This is a genomic window from Olleya sp. HaHaR_3_96, from assembly GCF_019278545.1.
Classification (GTDB): domain Bacteria; phylum Bacteroidota; class Bacteroidia; order Flavobacteriales; family Flavobacteriaceae; genus Olleya.
Map to the genome: position 1 here is coordinate 2710324 of NZ_CP058987.1, position 21042 is coordinate 2731365.

Genomic DNA, 21042 nt, shown 5'->3' on the forward strand with positions numbered 1-21042 from the left:
AAATGTAATTTTAAATACATTTTACTGTGCTTTTTTTTATCTTACAATAAATTTTTGAATTATGATTTTAGTTGTTGATAGTGGTTCTACAAAATGCGATTGGATAGCAGTAGACAAAAATGGAAACCAATTACTTGAAAAAATACGCACTAAAGGCTTAAATCCTGCTATACTTTCTGAGAAAAAAATTAAAAAAATATTAAAAAAGAGTACGGCTTTAAAGGATAATAGAGATAAGGTAACACATGTCTTTTTTTACGGTGCAGGGTGTGGAACAGAAAACCCACGTTTAATGCTTAAAGTTATTCTACAAGAGTTTTTTCCAAAGGCAGATATTTTAGTAGATGAAGATACTATGGCAGCTGTATATGCAACCATTAATACTCCAACAGAAGCTGCTGTGGTTTGTATTTTAGGGACAGGTTCTAATTGTAGTTATTATGATGGAATAAAGCTACATCAGCGTGTAAAATCTCTAGGGTATACCATAATGGATGATGCGTCAGGTAATTATTACGGAAAAGAGCTTCTTAGAGATTACTATTTTAATCACATGCCGGAAGATATTAGGATTGCTTTTGCACATAAACACAATTTAGAAGCTGATTATATAAAATATAATCTTTATAAACAACCTAATCCTAATGCTTATTTAGCTCATTTTGCCGAGTTTATGATATTAAATAAAGATTCTACATATATATTAGAATTAATTAAAACAGGAATTAGACGTTTTGCAAAAAATATGATATTGCAATATAAAGAAGAAATTAAAACAGTACCAGTACATTTTGCTGGTTCTATAGCATTTTTCTGTCAAGATGAAATAAAAGCTGTTGCCGAGGAACTAGGGTTTAAAGTTGGTAATTTTGAAAGGCGTCCAATTGAAGGATTAGTTTCTTTTCATACAAAAACGATAGCCTAAATGGAGATAGCAATAATTGCGCATGATGGCAAAAAAGCGGAAATGGTACAGTTTCTTAATCAACACCAAGTTATTCTTCATCAAAAAGAAATCACATTAGTATCGACGGGTACAACAGGGAAAAAAGTTAAAAAAGCTGGTTTTGAAGTATTACGATTATTATCAGGACCTTTAGGTGGGGATGCTCAAATAGCCGCAAGAGTAGCAGAAGGCAAGTGTAAAATGGTTATCTTTTTTAGAGATCCTTTAGAAAAGCATCCGCATGAACCAGATGTACTAATGCTAATGCGTCTATGTGACGTACATGATGTACCGTTAGCAACTAACTTAGCAAGTGCAGAACTTTTCATGAAATCGCTTCAATAAACAACAATATTTAAGATTAGCGCTTTAATTTTATCTGTTTTCTGCAATAAATAACATGAGATAGTAAGAAAATTTTCACTTTTTTTACTATCTTTTTTTTTGTAATTAAATTTCGAAATTAGAGAACTATCTTTTTTTTGTAATCTGTGATACTTATAATAAACATGCGGTTTATCATTAATTTCAGTAATTTAATATTGCCTATTTTTCATCTATTACATTAACTATAATATCATTATTTTGAGTTGAAATTAATAAGTAAGTAGTCAATGTTAATTTTATTTTCTTAAAAATAGGCTGTCTAAAAATAAAATTAACATTAAATTTATACGCTTTTAATCGATTTTATTTTATTTCATTCATTTTTATTAAATATTTATGAGACACCTGATTTTACTTGTAGCTATTGGTTTTACAAGTTTTTTTAACACAAATATTGCTTCTACAGATTTAGAAGTTTTAGAGATACAAGTCTCTGAAAAATATGTAATACCAAGTGCACGTGAAGGTCAAAATTATTACACCGCAATTGGTGGTTTAAATGGTACCGGTTGTATATTAGAGGTCGGAACAATTGTTGATTATTCTACTACTATATATTTATACGATGAGGCTCATAAACAGTCAAACACTATAGGGACGGCTATAACTATTGATATTTGTGAACCGGACAATAGTAGTGGCTCAGAGGTTACTGTAGCTAGATATAGTCCGTATGTTTCTGCTAATAGCACTACTTACAGTGTCCCCCAGTTAGTTACGGATATACTAATTAGTAACCCTTGTGAGACAATTACAGATATTAATTGGAGTTCAGGACCTGATTATGGACATTTAGATAGTAATGGTATTGGTTATTTTACAGCTACGCCTGGTACTTTTGCTTTTGAGTCAGGAATAATTTTATCAACAGGAGATGCTGCTGATGCGGGAGGTCCAGAAACAGGAATTCAAGGTAATAATACTTCTTTTTGGGCTGGAGATAGTGATTTAGAAGCCATTATCAATACAGATTTAGATGGAACTCCGGGGGATGACTTACCAAATAACGCTTCTATTAATGCAAGTTATATAGAGTTTAAATTTATACCCAAGGGAGATAGAATCAGTTTTGATTTTTTATTTGCATCTGACGAGTATAGTGATGAACCATGTCGGTTTTCGGATGCTTTTGCTTTTATATTGACAGATGAGACTACAAACGCTGTTAGTAATATTGCAGTAGTCCCGGGAACAACAGACGTTGTATCTGGATATACAGTAACTGACGGGCCTTGGAATGCTGCTGGTGTTTGCCCTTCTCAAAATCCGACATATTTTGATTCATTTTATGGAGCAAGTTATTTTGGGACTGCTATCGGATTACCACCTATTGATGATCCTCTCAATTTTTCTGGTTTCACACGCCCAATGACGGCAGAGGCTGCTGTTGTTCCAAATCGGACTTACACTCTTAAATTGGTAATTGCGGATGATAGTCGTGAAGGAGTAATTTCACAAAATGCATATAATTCTGCTGTTTTTATCGAGGAAGGCTCATTTGATTTAGGTGGAGAATTAGGTGATGATGTTACTATTGCGGCTGGTACAGCTATTTGCAGTGGCGGTGTTATTCCTTTAGATACTAATTTACCAACAGTTTCGCACATTTGGTACTTAGATGGGGTCGTTATACCGGGAGAAACTGGAGCGACGTTAGATGCTACAGTAGAAGGAGTTTATAGTGTAGATGTTATATTTTCAGCGACTTGTCAAACAACAGATTCTATTGTAATAGAATTTATTCCAACCCCTATTATAGAGAGTATTTCAGATCTTTTTGTTTGTGATACGGGTACAGGAAGCTCAACTTTTGATTTAACGGAAAATGAAACGTCAGCAATTGGTACACAAGATCCAACAACCGTTAATGTAACATTTCATAACTCACAAAGTGATGCTGATTTAGACATTAGCCCTATTGCTACCGCTGGTAGTTATGTTGGTACGGATGCTGAAATAATTTATATTAGGATAGAAGATAATGCTACAGGACAATGTCCCGTAACTAGTTCGTTTACATTACAATATTTAAATCCATCAATTTCTGCTACAAGTGATTTTATTATTTGTGATGATGTGACTAATGATGGGGTTGAAGTCTTTGATTTAACATTAAAAGATGCCGCTATACTTGGAACATTAGATGCTAGCGCATATAGTGTTAGTTATTACTTAGATTTAGCTAATGCGAATTCAGGTACAAATGCACTAGCAGATAGCTATACAAATACAGTAAATCCGCAACCTATTTTTGTAAGGGTTGAAAGTATTGCTAGTCCTACTTGTTTTGTAACCTCTTCGTCAGCCTTGTTCGAATTAATAGTGACACCTCAAGCATATTCGAATCAACTAGATCCTGTTATAGTTTGTGATGATGCATCAAATGATGGTTTTGAGATATTTAATCTTTCTAATTTAGAAACGCATTTCTTAGGGGGACAAAGTGCTTCAGATTTTACTGTAACTTTTCATGAGAATTCAACTGATAGTGCTTTGGGTTTAAATCCAATAGCAAATCCTACTAATTATACTAATATAGTTAGTCCAACACAAATGATTTATGTTAGAGTAATAAATAATTTATATCCTATTTGTGTCTCTTTAAGTAATTTTGACATCACTGTTAGTGCTCCACCTGCAGCAGATGCACCAATGGATGTTTTTGCTTGTGATACCTATAGTTTACCAATTTTGTCCGCAAACAACAATTATTATACAGCAACTGATGGACCAAACGGAACAGGGGCTGTAATGACAGCAGGTGATAATATTACAACAACAACTACGCTGTATGTATATACGGAAATCGGAATAGCGCCAAATACGTGTTCTGATGAAAATAGTTTTGTTATTACGATCAATAATTCACCTGTAGCAGATGCTCCTTTAGATGTTGAAGCTTGTTTTTCTTATGATTTACCTGCCTTATCTGTTAATAATAATTATTATACAGCAACAGGAGGACCAAGCGGTACAGGGGCTTTAATTACTGCGGGAACTACAGTATTAACATCAATTACTTTATTTGTGTATGTAGAAACTGGTGTTTCTCCAAATAATTGCTCTGACGAAACTAGTTTTGATATTACTATTAATAGTGCACCTATAGCAGATTCACCTGCAGATGTTCAAGCTTGTGATACCTATACTTTACCAGTCTTATCTGCAAATAATAATTATTACACGGCATCTGGAGGTCCAAGTGGAACAGGTACTTTAATGATGGCTGGTGATTTAATTCCAACTACAACTACGCTTTATACATATACTGAAATTGGTATAGCTCCTGATACCTGTTCTGGAGAGGATATGTTTTTAATTACTATAGATGCTACGCCAGTTGCAGAGTCGTCTGTAGATATTGAAGTTTGTGACACTTATACATTACCTGCTTTAACGGTAGATAATTTTTATTATACAGCTTCAGGTGGTCCAAGTGGGACAGGAGTTTTAGTTGCCGAAGGTACAGCAATTACAACATCAACTAGTTTATTTATTTATAAGGAAACAGGAACAACGCCAAATAATTGTTTTGATGAAACTACTTTTGATATTGTCATAAATATTTCTCCAGTTGCAGATGCTCCTTTGGATGTTCAAGCTTGTGATACTTATCCATTACCAGCTTTGTCTGTGGATAATGACTATTATACAGCCACAGGAGGTCCTAATGGAATAGGAACTTTAATTGCAGCAGGAAATAATATAACGACAACAACAACACTTTATATTTATACCGAATCAGGAATCGCACCTAATAAATGTTCAGACGAAAATGAACTTATTATTACTATAGATGCTAGTCCTGTAGCAGAGTCGTCTGCAGATATTGAAGTTTGTGATACTTATAGTTTGCCTATTTTAACGGCAGATAATTATTATTACACAGCCTCAGGTGGTCCAAGTGGGACAGGAGTTTTAGTTGCCGACGGTACAGCAATTACAACATCCACTAGTTTATTTATTTATAAGGAAACAGGAACAATGCCAAATAATTGTTTTGATGAAACTACTTTTTATATTGTCATAAATAGTTCTCCAGTTGCAGATGCTCCTTTGGATGTTCAAGCTTGTGATACTTATACATTACCGGCTTTATCTGTGGATAATGACTATTATACAGCCACAGGAGGACCAAATGGAACAGGAACTTTACTAGCTGCAGGGACCGATATAACAACCACGACAACACTTTATATTTATACTGAATCTGGGAGTGCTCCTAATAAATGTTCAGATGAAAATGAACTTATTATCACTATTGATGATACTCCAGTAGCGGAATCTTCTGTAGATGTTGATGTTTGTGATTCTTATATATTACCTGTTTTAACTGCAGATAATTTTTACTATACAGCGACCGGTGGTCCAAGTGGTACCGGAACTTTAATAACAGAGGGATCAGCAATTACAGTGTCAACTAGCTTATTTATTTATAAGGAAACAGGAACAACACCAAATAATTGTTTTGACGAAACTTCTTTTGATATTACTATTAATTATTCCCCAGTAGCCGATGCACCTTTGGATGTTCAAGCTTGTGATACTTATACATTACCAGCTTTATCTTTGGATAATGATTATTATACAGCTACAGGAGGACCAAATGGAACAGGAACTTTGCTTGCGGCAGGAAATGACATTACAACGACAACGACACTTTATGTGTATATTGAATCAGGGATAGCACCTAATAAGTGTTCAGATGAAAATGAGTTTGTTGTGACTATTGATGCTACTCCTGTAGCTGATGCACCTTTGGATGTTCAAGCATGTGATTCATATGTGTTACCAGCACTATCTGCCAATAATTTTTATTATACAGCAACGGGAGGTCCTAATGGAGTAGGAACTTTGGTAGCAGAGGGAACAGCGATTGTTACATCATCTACATTGTATGTTTATATAGAAACAGGAACAACACCAAATAACTGTACAGATGAAAATGTATTTAATATTACAATTGATATTTCTCCGGTAGCAGATGCACCTTTAGATGTCCAAGTTTGTGATGTTTATACATTACCAGCATTATCTACGAATAATTTTTATTACACAGAAACTGGTGGTCCAAGTGGGACAGGGACTATTGTCGCAGAAGGAACAGTTATTAATACTTCTACGACTTTATATGTTTATACAGCGTTAGGTTCAAGTCCAAATAATTGTACAGATGAACATAGTTTTGTAATAGCAGTGGATGTCTCTCCAATAGCAGATGCACCTATGGATGTTCAAGCTTGTGATTCATATGTGTTACCAGCGCTATCTACCAACAATTTTTATTATACAGCAACAGGAGGTCCAAATGGAGTAGGAACTTTGGTCGCAGAAGGAACAGCTATTGTAACGACAACAACACTATATGTGTATACAGAAACAGGGACATCACCAAATAATTGTACAGATGAAAATAGTTTTGATATTACTATAGATATCTCTCCAATAGCAGATGCACCTTTAGATGTTCAAGCTTGTGATACTTATACATTACCTGCATTATCCGTAAATAATAGTTATTATACGGCAACAAATGGTCCTAACGGAGTTGGTAGTTTAGTTGCTGAAGGGACTCAAATTACATCTACTACAACATTATATGTGTTTGCCGAATTTGCGGGATCTCCAAATAATTGTACAAATGAGAATAGTTTCATAATTACTATTGACTTATCTCCTGTGGCCAACTCAGTGGCTGATATGATTCAATGTGAAAATGATTTCAATCAAATTGATATGTTTGATTTGTCTTCTAATAATAATACGGTTAGTAATGGTCAAGCTAATACAGTCGTAACTTATTATAATTCGTTAGCAGATGCAGAAGCAGGTACTTCTGTAATACTAAATCCTAGTACTTATGAAAATACATCTAACCCTGAAACGATTTACGTTAGGCTAGAAAATGAATTTTCAGGGTGTTATGATACGACAGCGTTAGATTTAATTGTTAATGATTCTGGAGCACTTGTCTCATCTTCTTCATTAACTTTTTGTGATCCAGATAGTGATGGTTTTGGTATCTTTAATTTATCAGATTCTGAATTAGAAATTACGGGAGCGGCGACAGGAGTAGAGATTTCATATCATGAAACTTTAAGTGATGCAGAGCTTGATGTTAATCCATTAATTGATACTTATAATAATATAGTAGAGAATAATCAAGTTATTTATGTTCGCGTGGATAATCTAAATAATGGTTGTGCAACCGTTGTATTTTTAAACTTAATCGTCAATCCAACGCCTCAAATAACTGATCCAAGTCCATTGGAGGTTTGTGATAATGATGCAGACGGCATTGCTCTATTTGATTTAGAGTTAAATAATCCGGAAATACTAAATCAGTTAGATACAGATACGACTAACGATTTAGCAACTGCAGATTATACAATTACCTTTTATACGACAGTAGCAGATGCGGCAGTACCACAAAATGCAATAGCGACCCCAAATGCATTTACTAATACAACGGTAAATATGCAAACGATTTGGGTTGTAATAACGGATAATGCTAATGGATGTTCAACAACAACACCAATGGATTTAATAGTCAATCCATTACCAGTGTTAGTACAGCCAACACCATTAGAGTTATGTAATGATACTGATTTACCAGGAGAAGTTCCAGCACTAGCGCAAGAAGCATTTACTTTGGAAGATGCTAATGCACAAATTTTAAATGGACAAACAGGAATTACATTAACGTATTACTTTACTCAAACGGGAGCAAGTAATGGTACCGCTTCTGATCAAATTTTCAGTCCTTATGTTAATACGGCTAATGCACAAACAGTTTATGTAAGAGCAGAAGATAATGTGACAGGATGTATTAGTACAATTACCTTAAATTTAAGAGTTAACCCAACCCCTTCACCAGAAGCTAATCCAAGTACATTAATAGAATGTGATAGTGATAATGATGGATTTGCTCTTTTCGATTTAGACAGTCAAACGATAAGTATCTTAAATGGCGAGTCAGGTGTTAGTATTAGCTATCACGAAACAGAAGCAGATGCCACTAGCGACATTAATCCGTTAACTAGTCCATACACCAATATTGTACCTAGTAACCAAAATGTATACGTACGTGCAGAAAATGATATAACAGGTTGTTTTACAATAGTTATTTTACCATTAGATGTGCAGCCTTCACCAGTTGTGCCAATAACAATAGACGATTACATAGTGTGTGATGATAATAATGATGGTTTCAATCAGTTTGATTTTGATACCGTTATGACACCACAAATTTTAGGGACACAAAATCCTGCAGATTTTACTTTAACGTATCATACTACAGCACTAAATGCAGAGAGTGGAAATAGTCCAATAGTTAACACTAGTAATTATACCAATGTGACTAATCCTCAAACCATTTATATCCGATTAGTTAGTAATACAAATGGTTGTGTGACCACGGGACAGTTTGAAATTATAGTCGAATTTCCTCCAGTATTAGTACAGCCAACACCATTAGCTATTTGTGACGAGTTAGATGCTAATTATTATGAAAACAACGATGACATCGCTACCTTTGATTTAACGGTTAAAAATGACGAAATCATAGCTGGGAATGTGAGTTGGATAGTCGCGTATTATGAGACACAAGCAGATGCACAAGCCGACGTTAATGTCATTGCAGATCCAACACAATATACTAACATGATGGTTGGTACTAATCCAGCAAATCCTCAAACGGTTTATGTTAGAGTTACCAATTCTATCACAGGGTGTTTCTCATTTACGACTTTAACTATACGTGTGTTACCAAATCCAACACCATTAGAAAATCCAGATAATATCGAGTTGTGTGATGATGTTAATATTGTAGGACCAAACGATTTAATCGAACTCTTTGATTTAACTCAAGATGCGGCAGTTATATTAAATGGCGAAGGTATTAATCCAAGTGATCCAAGACATTTAAGTTATTATACGGATTTAGATAACGCTTTAATGGGGACAACGCCAATAGCAGATCCAACAATGCATAGCAATGAAGATCCAACAAATCCAGGAGTGGCTATTACACCACAAACTATTTATGTGCGTGTAACAAATGGAACGGACGAAACAGGAACATCAGGAACAGGTTGTTATACCATTGTTAGTTTTGATATCATCGTTAATCCATTACCAGAGGTTAGTCCAATCGAAGACTATATCTATTGCGAGTTATTTAGTGATGGTCAATATGGATTTGATTTAGTAAGTAAAACAGACGAAATCTTAGGAACACAAAGTGCTACAGATTTTACATTGACGTTTTATGCAGCAGATGGTACTACTATTGGTAATCCATCAAACTATACTAATGCTACTAACCCAGAAATCATCTCTGTAGATATTACAAATAACCTTACGGGGTGTATCGCTAGAACAAGTTTTACGATCGAGGTACAAGAGGGTGCACAAGCTAATCCTGATATGGCTCCAATTGTTTACGAGTTATGTGATGACACTATGGAAACCGATGGGGATACTACAAATGATAGTACACCGTTTGATTTAGTTACTCAAAATCCAGATGTTTTAGATGGACAAGATCCAGCAAACTATATTGTAAGTTACTATGCAACGCAAGCGGATGCAGATGCAGCAATAGATCCTTTACCATTATTATATGAAAACATAATTAACCCACAAGTTATTTATGTCCGTGTAGATAATGATACAATGATTGATGATGGCTCAGGAACCGGAACAATGGTTGATACTTCAATATGCTATGAAACAGCAGAACTAACCTTACAAGTTAACCCATTACCAGAGGTTGAGTTAGAGGCAAGTTATTTATTATGTATCAACACTAATGATACAGAAGTAGTGAGCGCACCAATAATCGAAACAGGATTAAATACGACGGACTATACTTTTGAATGGTTATTAGAAAACGTTACTATTCCAGGAGAAACCGGAAATAGTTTAGAACCAACGCAAGGTGGTAACTACTCCGTGATTGTTACTGATATTAGTTCAAGTAGTGTTACAATGTGTCAAACAGTAGCTACAACTATAGTTGAAGAAAGTGAGCCACCAACAATAGCTGTAGAGTTATTAACAGAAGCGTTTGCAGAAGTGCATAATATTTATGTCACTGCAACAGGTAGTGGAAGCTCAGTATACGAATTTAGTATCGACGACGGACCATGGGAAGTTAATGTGCCAAATGACGGGACGTATACCTTTACCGATGTTGGCGCAGGAGATCATATTGTAACGGTAAGAGATATCAATGGTTGTGGAGAGTCTAGTTTACCAATCTCTATAATGGATTATCCACACTTCTTTACACCAAACGACGATGGCTTTAATGATACGTGGAATATCTACGGAATCGATGATCAGCCTGATGCCGTGATTTACATCTTTGATCGTTATGGAAAGTTATTAAAACAACTAAGTCCAACAGGATTAGGATGGGATGGAACGTATAACGGCAACCCAATGCCAACTAGTGACTATTGGTTTACGGTTGACTATAGAAAGTCAAACGATCCAAATAATAGTAAAAAACAATTTAAGGCACACTTTACCTTAAAGCGATAAACTAAAATCGTCACTTAATTATAATAACTAAAAAAAGCCTGAACATCTGTTCAGGCTTTTTTTAGTCCAAAAGGAATAGCTCTATAATTTAAAGAAGTATTGTATTTTTCATTTCTTAGGCTAAGTTGTAGTCTTGTAATTTATAAAGCTAATAGTGTTATAGAGGTACTTATAAGTTGCTTACATAAAGTTCTTATGTACTTGCAAACTGCATATTTTAAGAGACATAGGTAATGTAGCTCTGTTTAAAATTTTTAAATTATATGTGGTTTATGATTGGGTAATAAATTTCGTTTATAACTTTCCAAATCAGACTCTAAATGGCATTGGTTGAACGAACACCAAAATATTAAGAGTATGATAAGGCGATTATACTATTTATATAATATATCTAATAAACAATATTGTGTCTATTGCACAAATAATTTAAACTACATATTTACCTTAAAATGATAAATCAATAGAGGTTTAACTAATACAACAAAAAAAAGCCTGAACAGATGCTCAGGCTTTTTTTTGATATATGTAAAGAGTATATATTTATTTGATAGCAATCATACTAATTTCGACGTTTACAAACTTTGGTAAATTAGCAACTTCAACTGTTTCTCTAGCAGGAGCAGTGGCATCATTAAAATAAGTACCATACACTTCATTAATTTGTGCAAAGTTATGCATATCACTAATAAAGATAGACGTCTTAATAACGTGCTCAAAAGTCATGTCAGCAGCTTCTAAAACAGCTTTCATGTTTTCCATAACTTGTTTAGTTTCTGTTTTAATATCATCTATTACTAACGCTCCGGTTTCAGGATGTAAAGCGATCTGTCCAGAGGTGTATAATGTATTTCCGCTTAAAATAGCTTGGTTATAAGGTCCTATTGGAGCAGGTGCTTTTGATGTGGATATTATCTTTTTCATTGTGGATATATTTAATTTCCGCTTAAGCGAAAGAATACAAAATTTTATAAACCTTCATCAGGTTTTAGACGTTGTTCGTATTTTAAATCTTTTAATATACTTGATTTAATACCTATAAAGAAATTCCAACTGTTATAAGTCCCAAATGGTACCCAAGTGAAATTCATTCTCCAACTTAATAAATCGCGTTCAAAACGTAATTGTGTTAAACCAAATCCATTATTTTTAAAATCATAACTAGATGACCCTCCAATAGACCATTTTGGGGATAATTCAATATCTCCTGAAAACATTAAAGAGTGTGATGATATTTCATCTTGACGTGTGCTATTGGCGTAATTAACGGCATAAGCAAAACGAAGACTCCAAGGTATTTTATTATTGTAAAACTCGTCAGATTCTCGTTCTTCTTTATCTTCATTATATTGAGAACCTTGCTGAGCAGCAAAATCTTGAGAGACACCAAACAAATCATCCGCACGTCCTCCACTTAGTAATCTATCATCAACAGCATCATTTTGATTTTTATCTCCACCATCTTTACTACTCAAGCTATAACTTAAATTAAGAGAAGCACTGGTTAATCTAAATAAACTTCCGCCATTATCTATATTAAACGTATTAATTCTCGTATTACTAGTGTTTAGAGCGTAAGGGTCTAAAGTAGCGCCAAAATTAACACTCATTTTATTATCAAATAATTGTGTACCTCCTGTAACTCTAACAGGACTCCATTTTAATGAATCTCCAGCAACATTATAAGAAGTAGAAAAATTAAGACTATTAAGTAGAATTATTTTTTTCGACTCAACTTTAGTGGAATCTGAATCTTTTATTTTAGCTTCAAAATTATTGGACACTCCAATTCCTACGGAGCTAGAAAAGGTATTGTTTGGAACACCAAATAGGTTATCCTCAAATCTAGTATATTCACTTTTAGTAGTTCCGTCAGCATCAATGATTTCAAATTCGTCGTAGTAATTATCAAAAGCAGGATTAATATTGTAACTAAGACTCGGTCTGATAACGTGTCTTATAGCTTGTAATTTTTTCCCTTTATCGTCTTTATCTAAGTTGAAAAGACCATAAAGTGTTGTTCCTATACTGGTACTAAAGTTATACGTTCTAAAGGCATCAAAACCGTTTACGTCCTCAGTTATTATTTCTTCATTTGCGGTGTCATAATATTTATCCACAGTTTTTATTGCCCAAGTTTCTTCGAAATTTGTACTGGCAGAAACACTAAAATAGTCGAAAATCTTAAAATTTGTACTCAATGGGATGCTATGACGTGCACCTACTTTGGCATCGTCAAACATTTCTTTTTTAAAGAAAAGAGAATCCGTAGTTGTAATACTATTTTCAGCACGAACACTATATTGTAAATTTATATTTTGAATGATTCCTTTTTTAACACCATCTTTCCCCGCAAATGGATATATTCTACTTAAGCTTCCTTGGAAAGTCGGTAGTGTCATAGTAATCGCTTCAGTTTGCGTGTTTTGCGAGTGTGTTGCAGTTAAACTGATATTAGCTTGGGGCTCTCCTTCAAATGTTTTAGAGTAAGAGATGGATGATGATAGTGTATTATTTTGAGTATTTGGAAGGTTTAATTGATTTATAGACTGCTGGTAGTAACTACTACTACCTAAATTTACAGATGCAGAAAATCTAGAACTTGGATTTGCTTTAGTATCCTGTGCATGGGACCAACGTAAGTTGTAGATTGTTGATTTTGCATAGTCAGGGAAACCAAGTTCACTAGTAATTAAGTTTTCATACCTAAATCCTAAATTACCATTGTACTTATAGCGTGTGGCATACTTGCTTTCTAGTCTTAAACCGTAACTTCCATTAGTATAATAGTCTCCTAAAATAGCTAGATCGACATGATCATTTATAGGGATGTAATATCCTCCATTCTGTAAAAAATAACCTCTGTTACCATCTTCTCCAAAACTAGGAAATAATACACCTGCAGTACGTTTTTTAGATAACGGGAAATAAGCAAATGGCAAGCCTATCGGGGTAGGAACGTCGTAAATAAATAGATTGGTTGGACCAGTAATGATTTTTTTATTCGGTACTAATTTACCAGTTCTAATTAAAAAATAGTATTCAGGATCATCATAATTGTCAGATGTCGTAAATTTTGCATTTTTTAAATAGTATAAAGAATCGTTGACACGTTTTGTAGTTTCTGTAATTAAGACACCTTGTTCTTGTTCGGTTTGAGAATTATAAATTAATCCTTTTCTAGTTTTTGTATTAAATACTATAGAATCGGGTTCTATAACATTCGCCCCTTGTTTAAAAATTGGTTTTTGAGAATATTCACCTAAAGAATCAGTAATCCCTTTGGCATAAACTAAATCTTTAGTGTAGTCTATAATGATTAAACCCGCATAAATATCCATGTCTTCATAAATAACTTGCGCTTCATTATAAAGATACATTTTAGATTCTTTCTTTTTATAAGCCATGTAATCTTTGGCTTTGTACGATATAGTACTTCCTAATAATGGTTTAGGTTTAATGGAATCCGTTAAGACACTATCTGTTTCTTTTTTTACACCAAGTAGTTCATCCACAGAAACTATGGTAGAATCGTTTTCTTTTGTTATTGGCTGTTCTTTTTCTTGGATAGCAGGTATTGTTTCACCATCTTGGGGTAAATCTACCTGTCCAAAGCTTAGAGTGTTAATAAACACTGTAAAACTCAAAGTAAAAAGTATATGAAGACTATTTGTACGCAACGCTTTTAAATGTATTTTTGTAAAAGTATGGCTTGGTTTTTGAAAAGACAAAACTACATATATTTTTTTGTGAATGTTTTAATATTCGTTAAAATTTATGAATCATACTAAACGTAATAATAATTGGTTATAACATCTATGCAAACGTACATTTTTAAACTTATAGTATCCTTTATAATAGTATTAACATTTAATAGTTTCCAATCTATCAATGCACAATCGGCAAATGGTAAGTTTGTGGTGGTGTTAGATGCAGGGCATGGAGGACATGATTCTGGTAATTTAGGAAATGGTCATAAAGAAAGTGACATCGCTCTAAAAATAGTATTAGAAGTGGGGAAGGCTTTAGAGGGTAAAAAAGATTTTAAAGTTATTTATACAAGAAAAACGGATGTTTTTATTGAGTTGCGTGAGCGTGCTGCTATTGCCAATAGGGCGGATGCTGACCTATTTGTGTCTGTACACTGTAACTCACATTCTTCACAAGCGTCCGGTACAGAGACTTTTGTTCTAGGGGTTGCAAATACTAAACGTAATTTTGATATTGCAAAAAAAGAGAACGAAGTTATTTTTTTAGAAAAAGATTATAAGAAAAATTATAAGGGTTTTGATCCTAATGCACCAGAGTCTTTAATAGGATTAGCTTTACAGCAAGAAGATTATATAGAGCAGAGTATTAAGTTAGCACGATTAATTGAAGATAATTTTATAGACCAGTCTAAAAGAAAAAGTAGAGGAATAAAACAAGCTAGTCTTTGGGTGTTACACAATACATATATGCCAAGTGTTTTAGTGGAAGTTGGATTTTTAACTAATAATGCAGAAGGAAAATTTTTAAATTCTAAAAATGGGCAATCTAAAATGGCGACTTCAATTTTGCAAGCCGTTAATGCATATAAAAAATCTTTAGATTTAAATGTTGGTGATAATTATGTTGTAAACGAAACTTTTGAGGATACTATTTCTTCAGAGGTCAAAACAATTAAAAATACTATTTTTAAAATTCAATTAGCAGCAAGCTCAAATGCATTAGAGCCTAAAGCTTATAATTTTAAAGGGTTAGACGGGATCTCTAGAGAAAAGCAAGGCAATTTATATAAGTATTATTATGGCTATACATCAGACTATAATATCGCTCAAAAATTGCAAATTGAAGCAAAAAATAAAGGCTATAAAGATGCCTATATTGTTGCGATTAAGGAGGGGAAACAAATTAAACTGTCTGAAGCTTTAAAAAGCGACGCTAATTAACCCATTCTTTTATAATTTATTTCTAATTTTGTTACCAACCTAAATTTAGCATATTGAAACTAACACTTGAAGTTAAAACAGCCATACTCGTTATACTTGGAATTATATTTTTCATTTTTGGATTTAGTTATTTAAAAGGGAATAATATATTCGATTCGAATAACACGTATTATACAGAGTTTGATTACAACTCACTAAATGTATCTGCACCAGTCACTATTAAGGGAAATACTGTCGGTAAAGTCAAAGAGATCATATATGATTTTGAAACCGGTAAGACTAGAGTAGCCTTTTCTGTTGATAAAAAATTGGAATTTTCTAAAAACAGTACAATTAGTCTGTTTCAAGCTGGATTAATGGGAGGGAATGCTTTAGAAATTATTCCCGTAGAAGATAATCAAATGGCCAAAAATGGTGATTTAATTAAATCTTCTATAAAAGAAGGATTGGTTAATAGTCTAACCAGTGATTTTTCTCAATTAAGTACAAATCTAGACGGAACCTTAAGTACAGTTGATACATTAATGGGGAATCTTAATGTTTTAGTTGCAGACCAATCAGAAAATGGATTGAAAAGCACATTAGCCGAATTAAATTCAACTTTAAAATCATATAATGGTTTAGCACATTCCATTAATGCTTTAGTTAAAAAGAATGATGCTAACGTCACAGCAATGGTCGATAACTTCAATACAACCAGTGCTAACTTTAGTACGATGAGTGAGAAGTTAAATAAAGTAGATATTACTAAGACGGTAGCCGATCTAGAAGCAACGTTGGGTAGTGTAAACAAAATGCTTGCAGGTATTGAAAAGGGAGATGGCTCTATTGGTAAGTTATTAAAGGATGATAAACTGTATACTAATATGGAAGGAGCTGCATTGCAAATGGAGCAACTTTTAGAAGATATGAAACTTAACCCTAAGCGTTATGTGCATTTTTCGTTATTCGGAAAGAAAGCAAAGCGTTATGATGCAGAAGGGAATGAAATTGAAGAAGAAAAATAAGACCATAAACTAACTAAACAAATGGAATACATACCAAATATAATTTTTGCTATCATACTTGCAGCAGGTATTGGTTATTTTGCAAATAATGTCAGAAAATTAGTCAGAAACATAAAACTAGGTAAGGATTTAAATGTTTCAGACAACAAACCACAGCGTTGGAAAAACATGGCATACATTGCTTTAGGACAAAGCAAAATGGTTAAACGTCCAATCGCTGGATTTTTACACGTTGTAGTTTACGTTGGATTTGTAATTATAAATATTGAAGTTTTAGAAATTATTATAGATGGTCTATTTGGAACGCATAGAATAGGACATTCCATTTTACCAGGAGCTTTATATGGCTTTCTAATTGGAAGTTTTGAAGTTTTAGCACTGTTAGTTTTAGTATCAGTAATCCTATTTTGGATAAGACGTAATGTTATAAAGCTAAAACGTTTTATGAGTGCAGAGATGAAGGGGTGGCCAAAATCAGATGGTAATATTATCTTATATTTTGAAGTTGTTTTAATGTGCTTGTTTTTAGTAATGAATGCTACAGACACGATATTTCAAGGGTATAATTCAGGAAATGTTATCAGTCAATTTATAGCACCCTTATTTAGTGGTTTGTCAGAAGCAACATTACATATTATTGAGCGTGGTGCTTGGTGGTTGCATATCGTTGGTATTTTAACATTTTTAAATTATCTGTATTTTTCTAAGCATTTACACATTCTATTAGCTTTTCCAAATACGTATTATGGTAAATTAACTCCAAAAGGTCAATTTCCTAATAATCCGATAGTCACTAAAGAGGTAAAAATGATGATGGATCCTGATGCTGATCCATTTGCAGCAGCACCAGAAGGAGAAGAAGATGCAGTTCCAGAAAAATTTGGAGCAAGTGATGTACAAGATTTAAGTTGGGTAAACCTTCTAAATGCTTATACCTGTACAGAATGTGGACGTTGTACTAGTGAGTGTCCAGCTAATTTAACGGGTAAAAAATTATCACCACGTAAAATCATGATGGATACCAGAGATCGTCTGGAGGAAGTTGGTAAAAATATAGACGCTAATAAAGGAGTTTTCGTGGATGATGGTAAACAATTATTAGGGGACTATGTTACAGATGAAGAACTTTGGGCATGTACTAGTTGTAATGCCTGTGTAGAAGCTTGTCCAGTAAGTATTGATCCATTAAATATTATCATGCAAATGCGTCAATATTCAGTAATGGAAAAAAGTGCTGCACCAGTGGAGCTTAACAATATGATGACAAATATCGAAAACAATGGTGCACCTTGGCCTTACAACCAAATGGACCGTTTAAATTGGAAAGACGAGTAGTATAATTTGGGCGTTACCACAAGGGTCGCGTCATCCATTATATCTTTTTTTGCCATGTATGGCAGCAAAAAAAGGATGTCATTTCTACCGCTAACGCAAAAAAAGAACACTATGAGTTTTATTTTAAAAGTATCAGGTAAGACTAGAGTCATTATAGGTTTGATACTTATTGTTATTGGAGTATTTATACTTTTTTTCAAGGATACCTACAACATAGCAGGGTCATATTCAGCTTTTTTTGGAAGTCTAACGCTGACGTTAGGGATTATTTTTATTTTAACACGTAATAAAAAAGCATAATTATTTGAAATCCGTAATCTTAATAATCGTAATCTCAATATTTAGCTTAGGTCAGGCTAAAGCACAAGGTTATAAAAAAGATTCACTTCAGTTTAAAATAATTACACAGATAAAGTACAAGCAGAGTAAAGTAGAAAGTATTAGTTTAAAAAAAGTACTTTGCGATTATTGTACAGAGATACAAACAGAACAATTAGGATTGGAAGCATTAAGGTTAGCAGCTTTAGAGCAAGATGATCCAAGAAATAAAATGAAAAAAGGAATTAAGATATTATCTATTTATATCAGATTATCTAAAATCGATTTTTCAGCAATTAAATAAATACAAATTATGAGCGAAACACTTATAGTGCCAACAATGGCAGAGATGATGAGCCAAGGTAAAACTCCAGATATTTTATTCTGGGTAGGATCAGCAGGAAGTTATGATGATAGAGCAAAAAAAATCACAAAAGCATTTGTTAAAATTTTAAACAAAGCCAATGTTAATTTTGCAGTATTAGGTACTGAAGAAAGCGCAACAGGGGATTTAGCAAAACGATCAGGTAACGAGTTTTTGTTTCAGATGCAAGCTTTTATGAATATAGAAGTATTAAATGGCTATGAGGTGAAACGCATTGTAACTTGTGATCCACATGCTTTTAATTGTCTAAAAAATGAATATCCAGAATTAGGTGGTAAGTATGAAGTCATACACCATACGCAGTTTATTAAGCAATTATTAGACTCTAAAACTATTGAGGTAAAAGACAACAGCTTTAAAGGTAAACGCATCACATTTCATGACCCTTGTTATTTAGGTCGTGCAAATTCAGAATACCAAGCACCAAGAGATGTTTTGTCCGTGTTGAATGCTAATCTGCAAGAAATGAAACGTAGTAAAGCGACAGCGTTATGTTGTGGTGCAGGAGGTGGGCAAATGTTTAAAGAGCCTGAAAAAGGAAATTTAGACATTAATGAATTAAGAACCCAGGATGCATTGGAAACTAAACCAGATATTATTGCAACAGGTTGTCCGTATTGCATGACTATGATGTCGGACGGTGTAAAAGTCAAAGAAAAAGAAAACGAAGTAAAGGTTATGGATATAGCTGAGTTAATTGCTAGTGCGCAAGGTTTATAATGACTATTAAAAAATATGTTATAAATGGTTTAATTTCAGGATTAGCATTTGCTGTGTTGATGGCTGGTTGGGAGTATTATAAAGAACAACCGTTTTCGGCTTTTAAATTTGTGCTTCATATTGTTCTATTTGCATTACTTAATGGTTATTTGACGTATCGAAAAGATAAGAATAAATTGAAAAACGAATAAGAAAATTTTAAAGTTGACGGGATAGGTCGTCTTTAAACAAACCAATAATTATGACTAACGATATATTTCTTTTAAACATTTCAGGGCAAGATAAACCAGGATTAACATCGGGACTTACTAACGTTTTGTCTCAATATGGTGCTAAAGTTTTAGATATCGGACAAGCCAACATACATGATACATTGTCATTAGGTATTTTGTTTGAAATTGAATCAGGAAATAATTCAGCCTCAGTTTTAAAGGATTTATTGTTTAAAGCTTATGAGCTTGGTGTAAAAGCCAAGTTTACACCAATATCTTTAGAGGATTATGAGGATTGGGTTGGACTTCAAGGTAAAGACCGGTACATTGTCACTATTTTAGGAGACAAATTAACTGCAGAACAAATATCTGAAGTCACTAAATTTGTTTCAGATAAAAATTTGAATATTGATGCGATAAAGCGATTAACAGGTCGTACATCTCTGGTTACAGAAGCAGAATACCCTAGAGCATCCATACAACTATCTATTAGAGGTAAGATTGAAAATAAATCGGAATTTACAGAAAAATTCATGCAAATATCGCATGATTTGGATGTAGATATTGCGTTTCAAGAGGATAATATTTATAGACGTAACAGACGTTTGGTCTGTTTTGACATGGATTCTACATTAATTCAAGCGGAAGTTATCGATAAGTTGGCAGAATTAGCTGGTGTTGGTGATGAAGTAAAGGCTATTACAGAATCGGCTATGCAAGGTGAAATTGATTTCAACGAAAGTTTTAAACAACGTATGAAGCTTCTCAAAGGGCTGAGTGAAGAGGTATTGCACGATGTTGCTATTAATTTACCAATAACAAAAGGGGCTAGACGTTTGATTGATACACTAAAAAAATACGGTTTTAAAACGGCTATTTTGTCAGGTGGATTTACGTATTTTGGACATTACCTTCAAAAGGAATTAGGTATGGATTATGTATATGCTAATCAATTAGAAATAAAAGACGGACTTTTAACAGGTGGCTATCTAGGAGATATTGTAGATGGTAATAAAAAAGCAGAATATCTTAAAGAAATTGCAGAAAAAGAAGGGATTGACATCAGTCAAACCATAGCGGTTGGAGATGGAGCAAACGATTTACCAATGCTAAATTTAGCAGGGTTAGGAATTGCTTTTCATGCAAAACCCAAAGTAAAAAGTAATGCCCAAAGTGCCATTTCTAGTATAGGATTAGATGGTGTTTTATACTTATTAGGGTATCATGATAGACATATAGATTTAATAGAATAACA

13 protein-coding genes are annotated in these 21042 nt (G+C 33.5%); 11 read left to right on the forward strand and 2 right to left on the reverse strand.

Features of this window, described 5'->3' with window-relative positions; genetic code table 11:
- Positions 1-61 precede the first annotated feature (61 nt).
- From H0I26_RS11925 to H0I26_RS11935, 3 genes are all read left to right on the forward strand, one after another.
- Positions 62-925, forward strand: coding sequence for an N-acetylglucosamine kinase (locus tag H0I26_RS11925; RefSeq protein WP_218699171.1), 864 nt, complete (start codon positions 62-64; stop codon positions 923-925).
- Positions 926-1291, forward strand: coding sequence for a methylglyoxal synthase (locus H0I26_RS11930; RefSeq protein WP_218699173.1), 366 nt, complete (start codon positions 926-928; stop codon positions 1289-1291). It begins immediately after the preceding gene.
- A 378-nt stretch (positions 1292-1669) separates the two neighbouring features.
- Entirely contained in the window at positions 1670-10882 is a 9213-nt protein-coding gene (locus H0I26_RS11935) for a T9SS type B sorting domain-containing protein (protein ID WP_218699175.1), read from the forward strand.
- 540 nt (positions 10883-11422) lie between these two features.
- On the opposite strand, the gene H0I26_RS11940 is transcribed toward H0I26_RS11935, so the two are convergent.
- Both H0I26_RS11940 and H0I26_RS11945 read right to left on the reverse strand, forming a co-directional pair.
- Entirely contained in the window at positions 11423-11803 is a 381-nt protein-coding gene (locus H0I26_RS11940) for a Rid family detoxifying hydrolase (RefSeq protein ID WP_218699178.1), read from the reverse strand.
- Between the two features lie 44 nt (positions 11804-11847).
- Positions 11848-14610, reverse strand: a complete 2763-nt coding sequence (locus H0I26_RS11945) for a putative LPS assembly protein LptD (RefSeq protein ID WP_218699180.1) — start codon at positions 14608-14610, stop codon at positions 11848-11850.
- A gap of 87 nt (positions 14611-14697) precedes the next feature.
- Here H0I26_RS11945 and H0I26_RS11950 point away from each other — a divergent pair, with 87 nt between their 5' ends.
- The 8 genes from H0I26_RS11950 (at position 14698) to serB (ending at position 21040) form a co-directional block, all read left to right on the forward strand.
- On the forward strand, positions 14698-15810 hold the full coding sequence (locus H0I26_RS11950; protein WP_218699182.1) for an N-acetylmuramoyl-L-alanine amidase: 1113 nt from the start codon (positions 14698-14700) through the stop codon (positions 15808-15810).
- A 53-nt stretch (positions 15811-15863) separates the two neighbouring features.
- The gene (locus H0I26_RS11955; protein ID WP_218699184.1) at positions 15864-16817 is read left to right on the forward strand and encodes an MlaD family protein; all 954 of its coding nucleotides are present in this window, start codon (positions 15864-15866) and stop codon (positions 16815-16817) included.
- 21 nt (positions 16818-16838) lie between these two features.
- Complete coding sequence (locus tag H0I26_RS11960) at positions 16839-18152, forward strand: 4Fe-4S dicluster domain-containing protein (protein WP_218699186.1); 1314 nt, start codon at positions 16839-16841, stop codon at positions 18150-18152.
- Positions 18153-18263: 111 nt separating this feature from the next.
- Positions 18264-18452, forward strand: a complete 189-nt coding sequence (locus H0I26_RS11965) for a hypothetical protein (RefSeq protein WP_218699188.1) — start codon at positions 18264-18266, stop codon at positions 18450-18452.
- Positions 18453-18456: 4 nt separating this feature from the next.
- The gene (locus H0I26_RS11970) at positions 18457-18774 is read left to right on the forward strand and encodes a hypothetical protein (protein WP_256935116.1); all 318 of its coding nucleotides are present in this window, start codon (positions 18457-18459) and stop codon (positions 18772-18774) included.
- Between the two features lie 9 nt (positions 18775-18783).
- Positions 18784-19575, forward strand: coding sequence for a (Fe-S)-binding protein (locus tag H0I26_RS11975; RefSeq protein ID WP_101018463.1), 792 nt, complete (start codon positions 18784-18786; stop codon positions 19573-19575).
- Positions 19575-19766 (forward strand): hypothetical protein, encoded by a 192-nt coding sequence (locus tag H0I26_RS11980; protein ID WP_218699190.1) that lies wholly within the window; start codon positions 19575-19577, stop codon positions 19764-19766. Before H0I26_RS11975 ends, H0I26_RS11980 begins: the two co-directional genes overlap by 1 nt.
- A 50-nt stretch (positions 19767-19816) precedes the next feature.
- Complete coding sequence (gene serB, locus H0I26_RS11985; protein WP_218699192.1) at positions 19817-21040, forward strand: phosphoserine phosphatase SerB; 1224 nt, start codon at positions 19817-19819, stop codon at positions 21038-21040.
- The last annotated feature ends 2 nt before the right edge of the window (positions 21041-21042 follow it).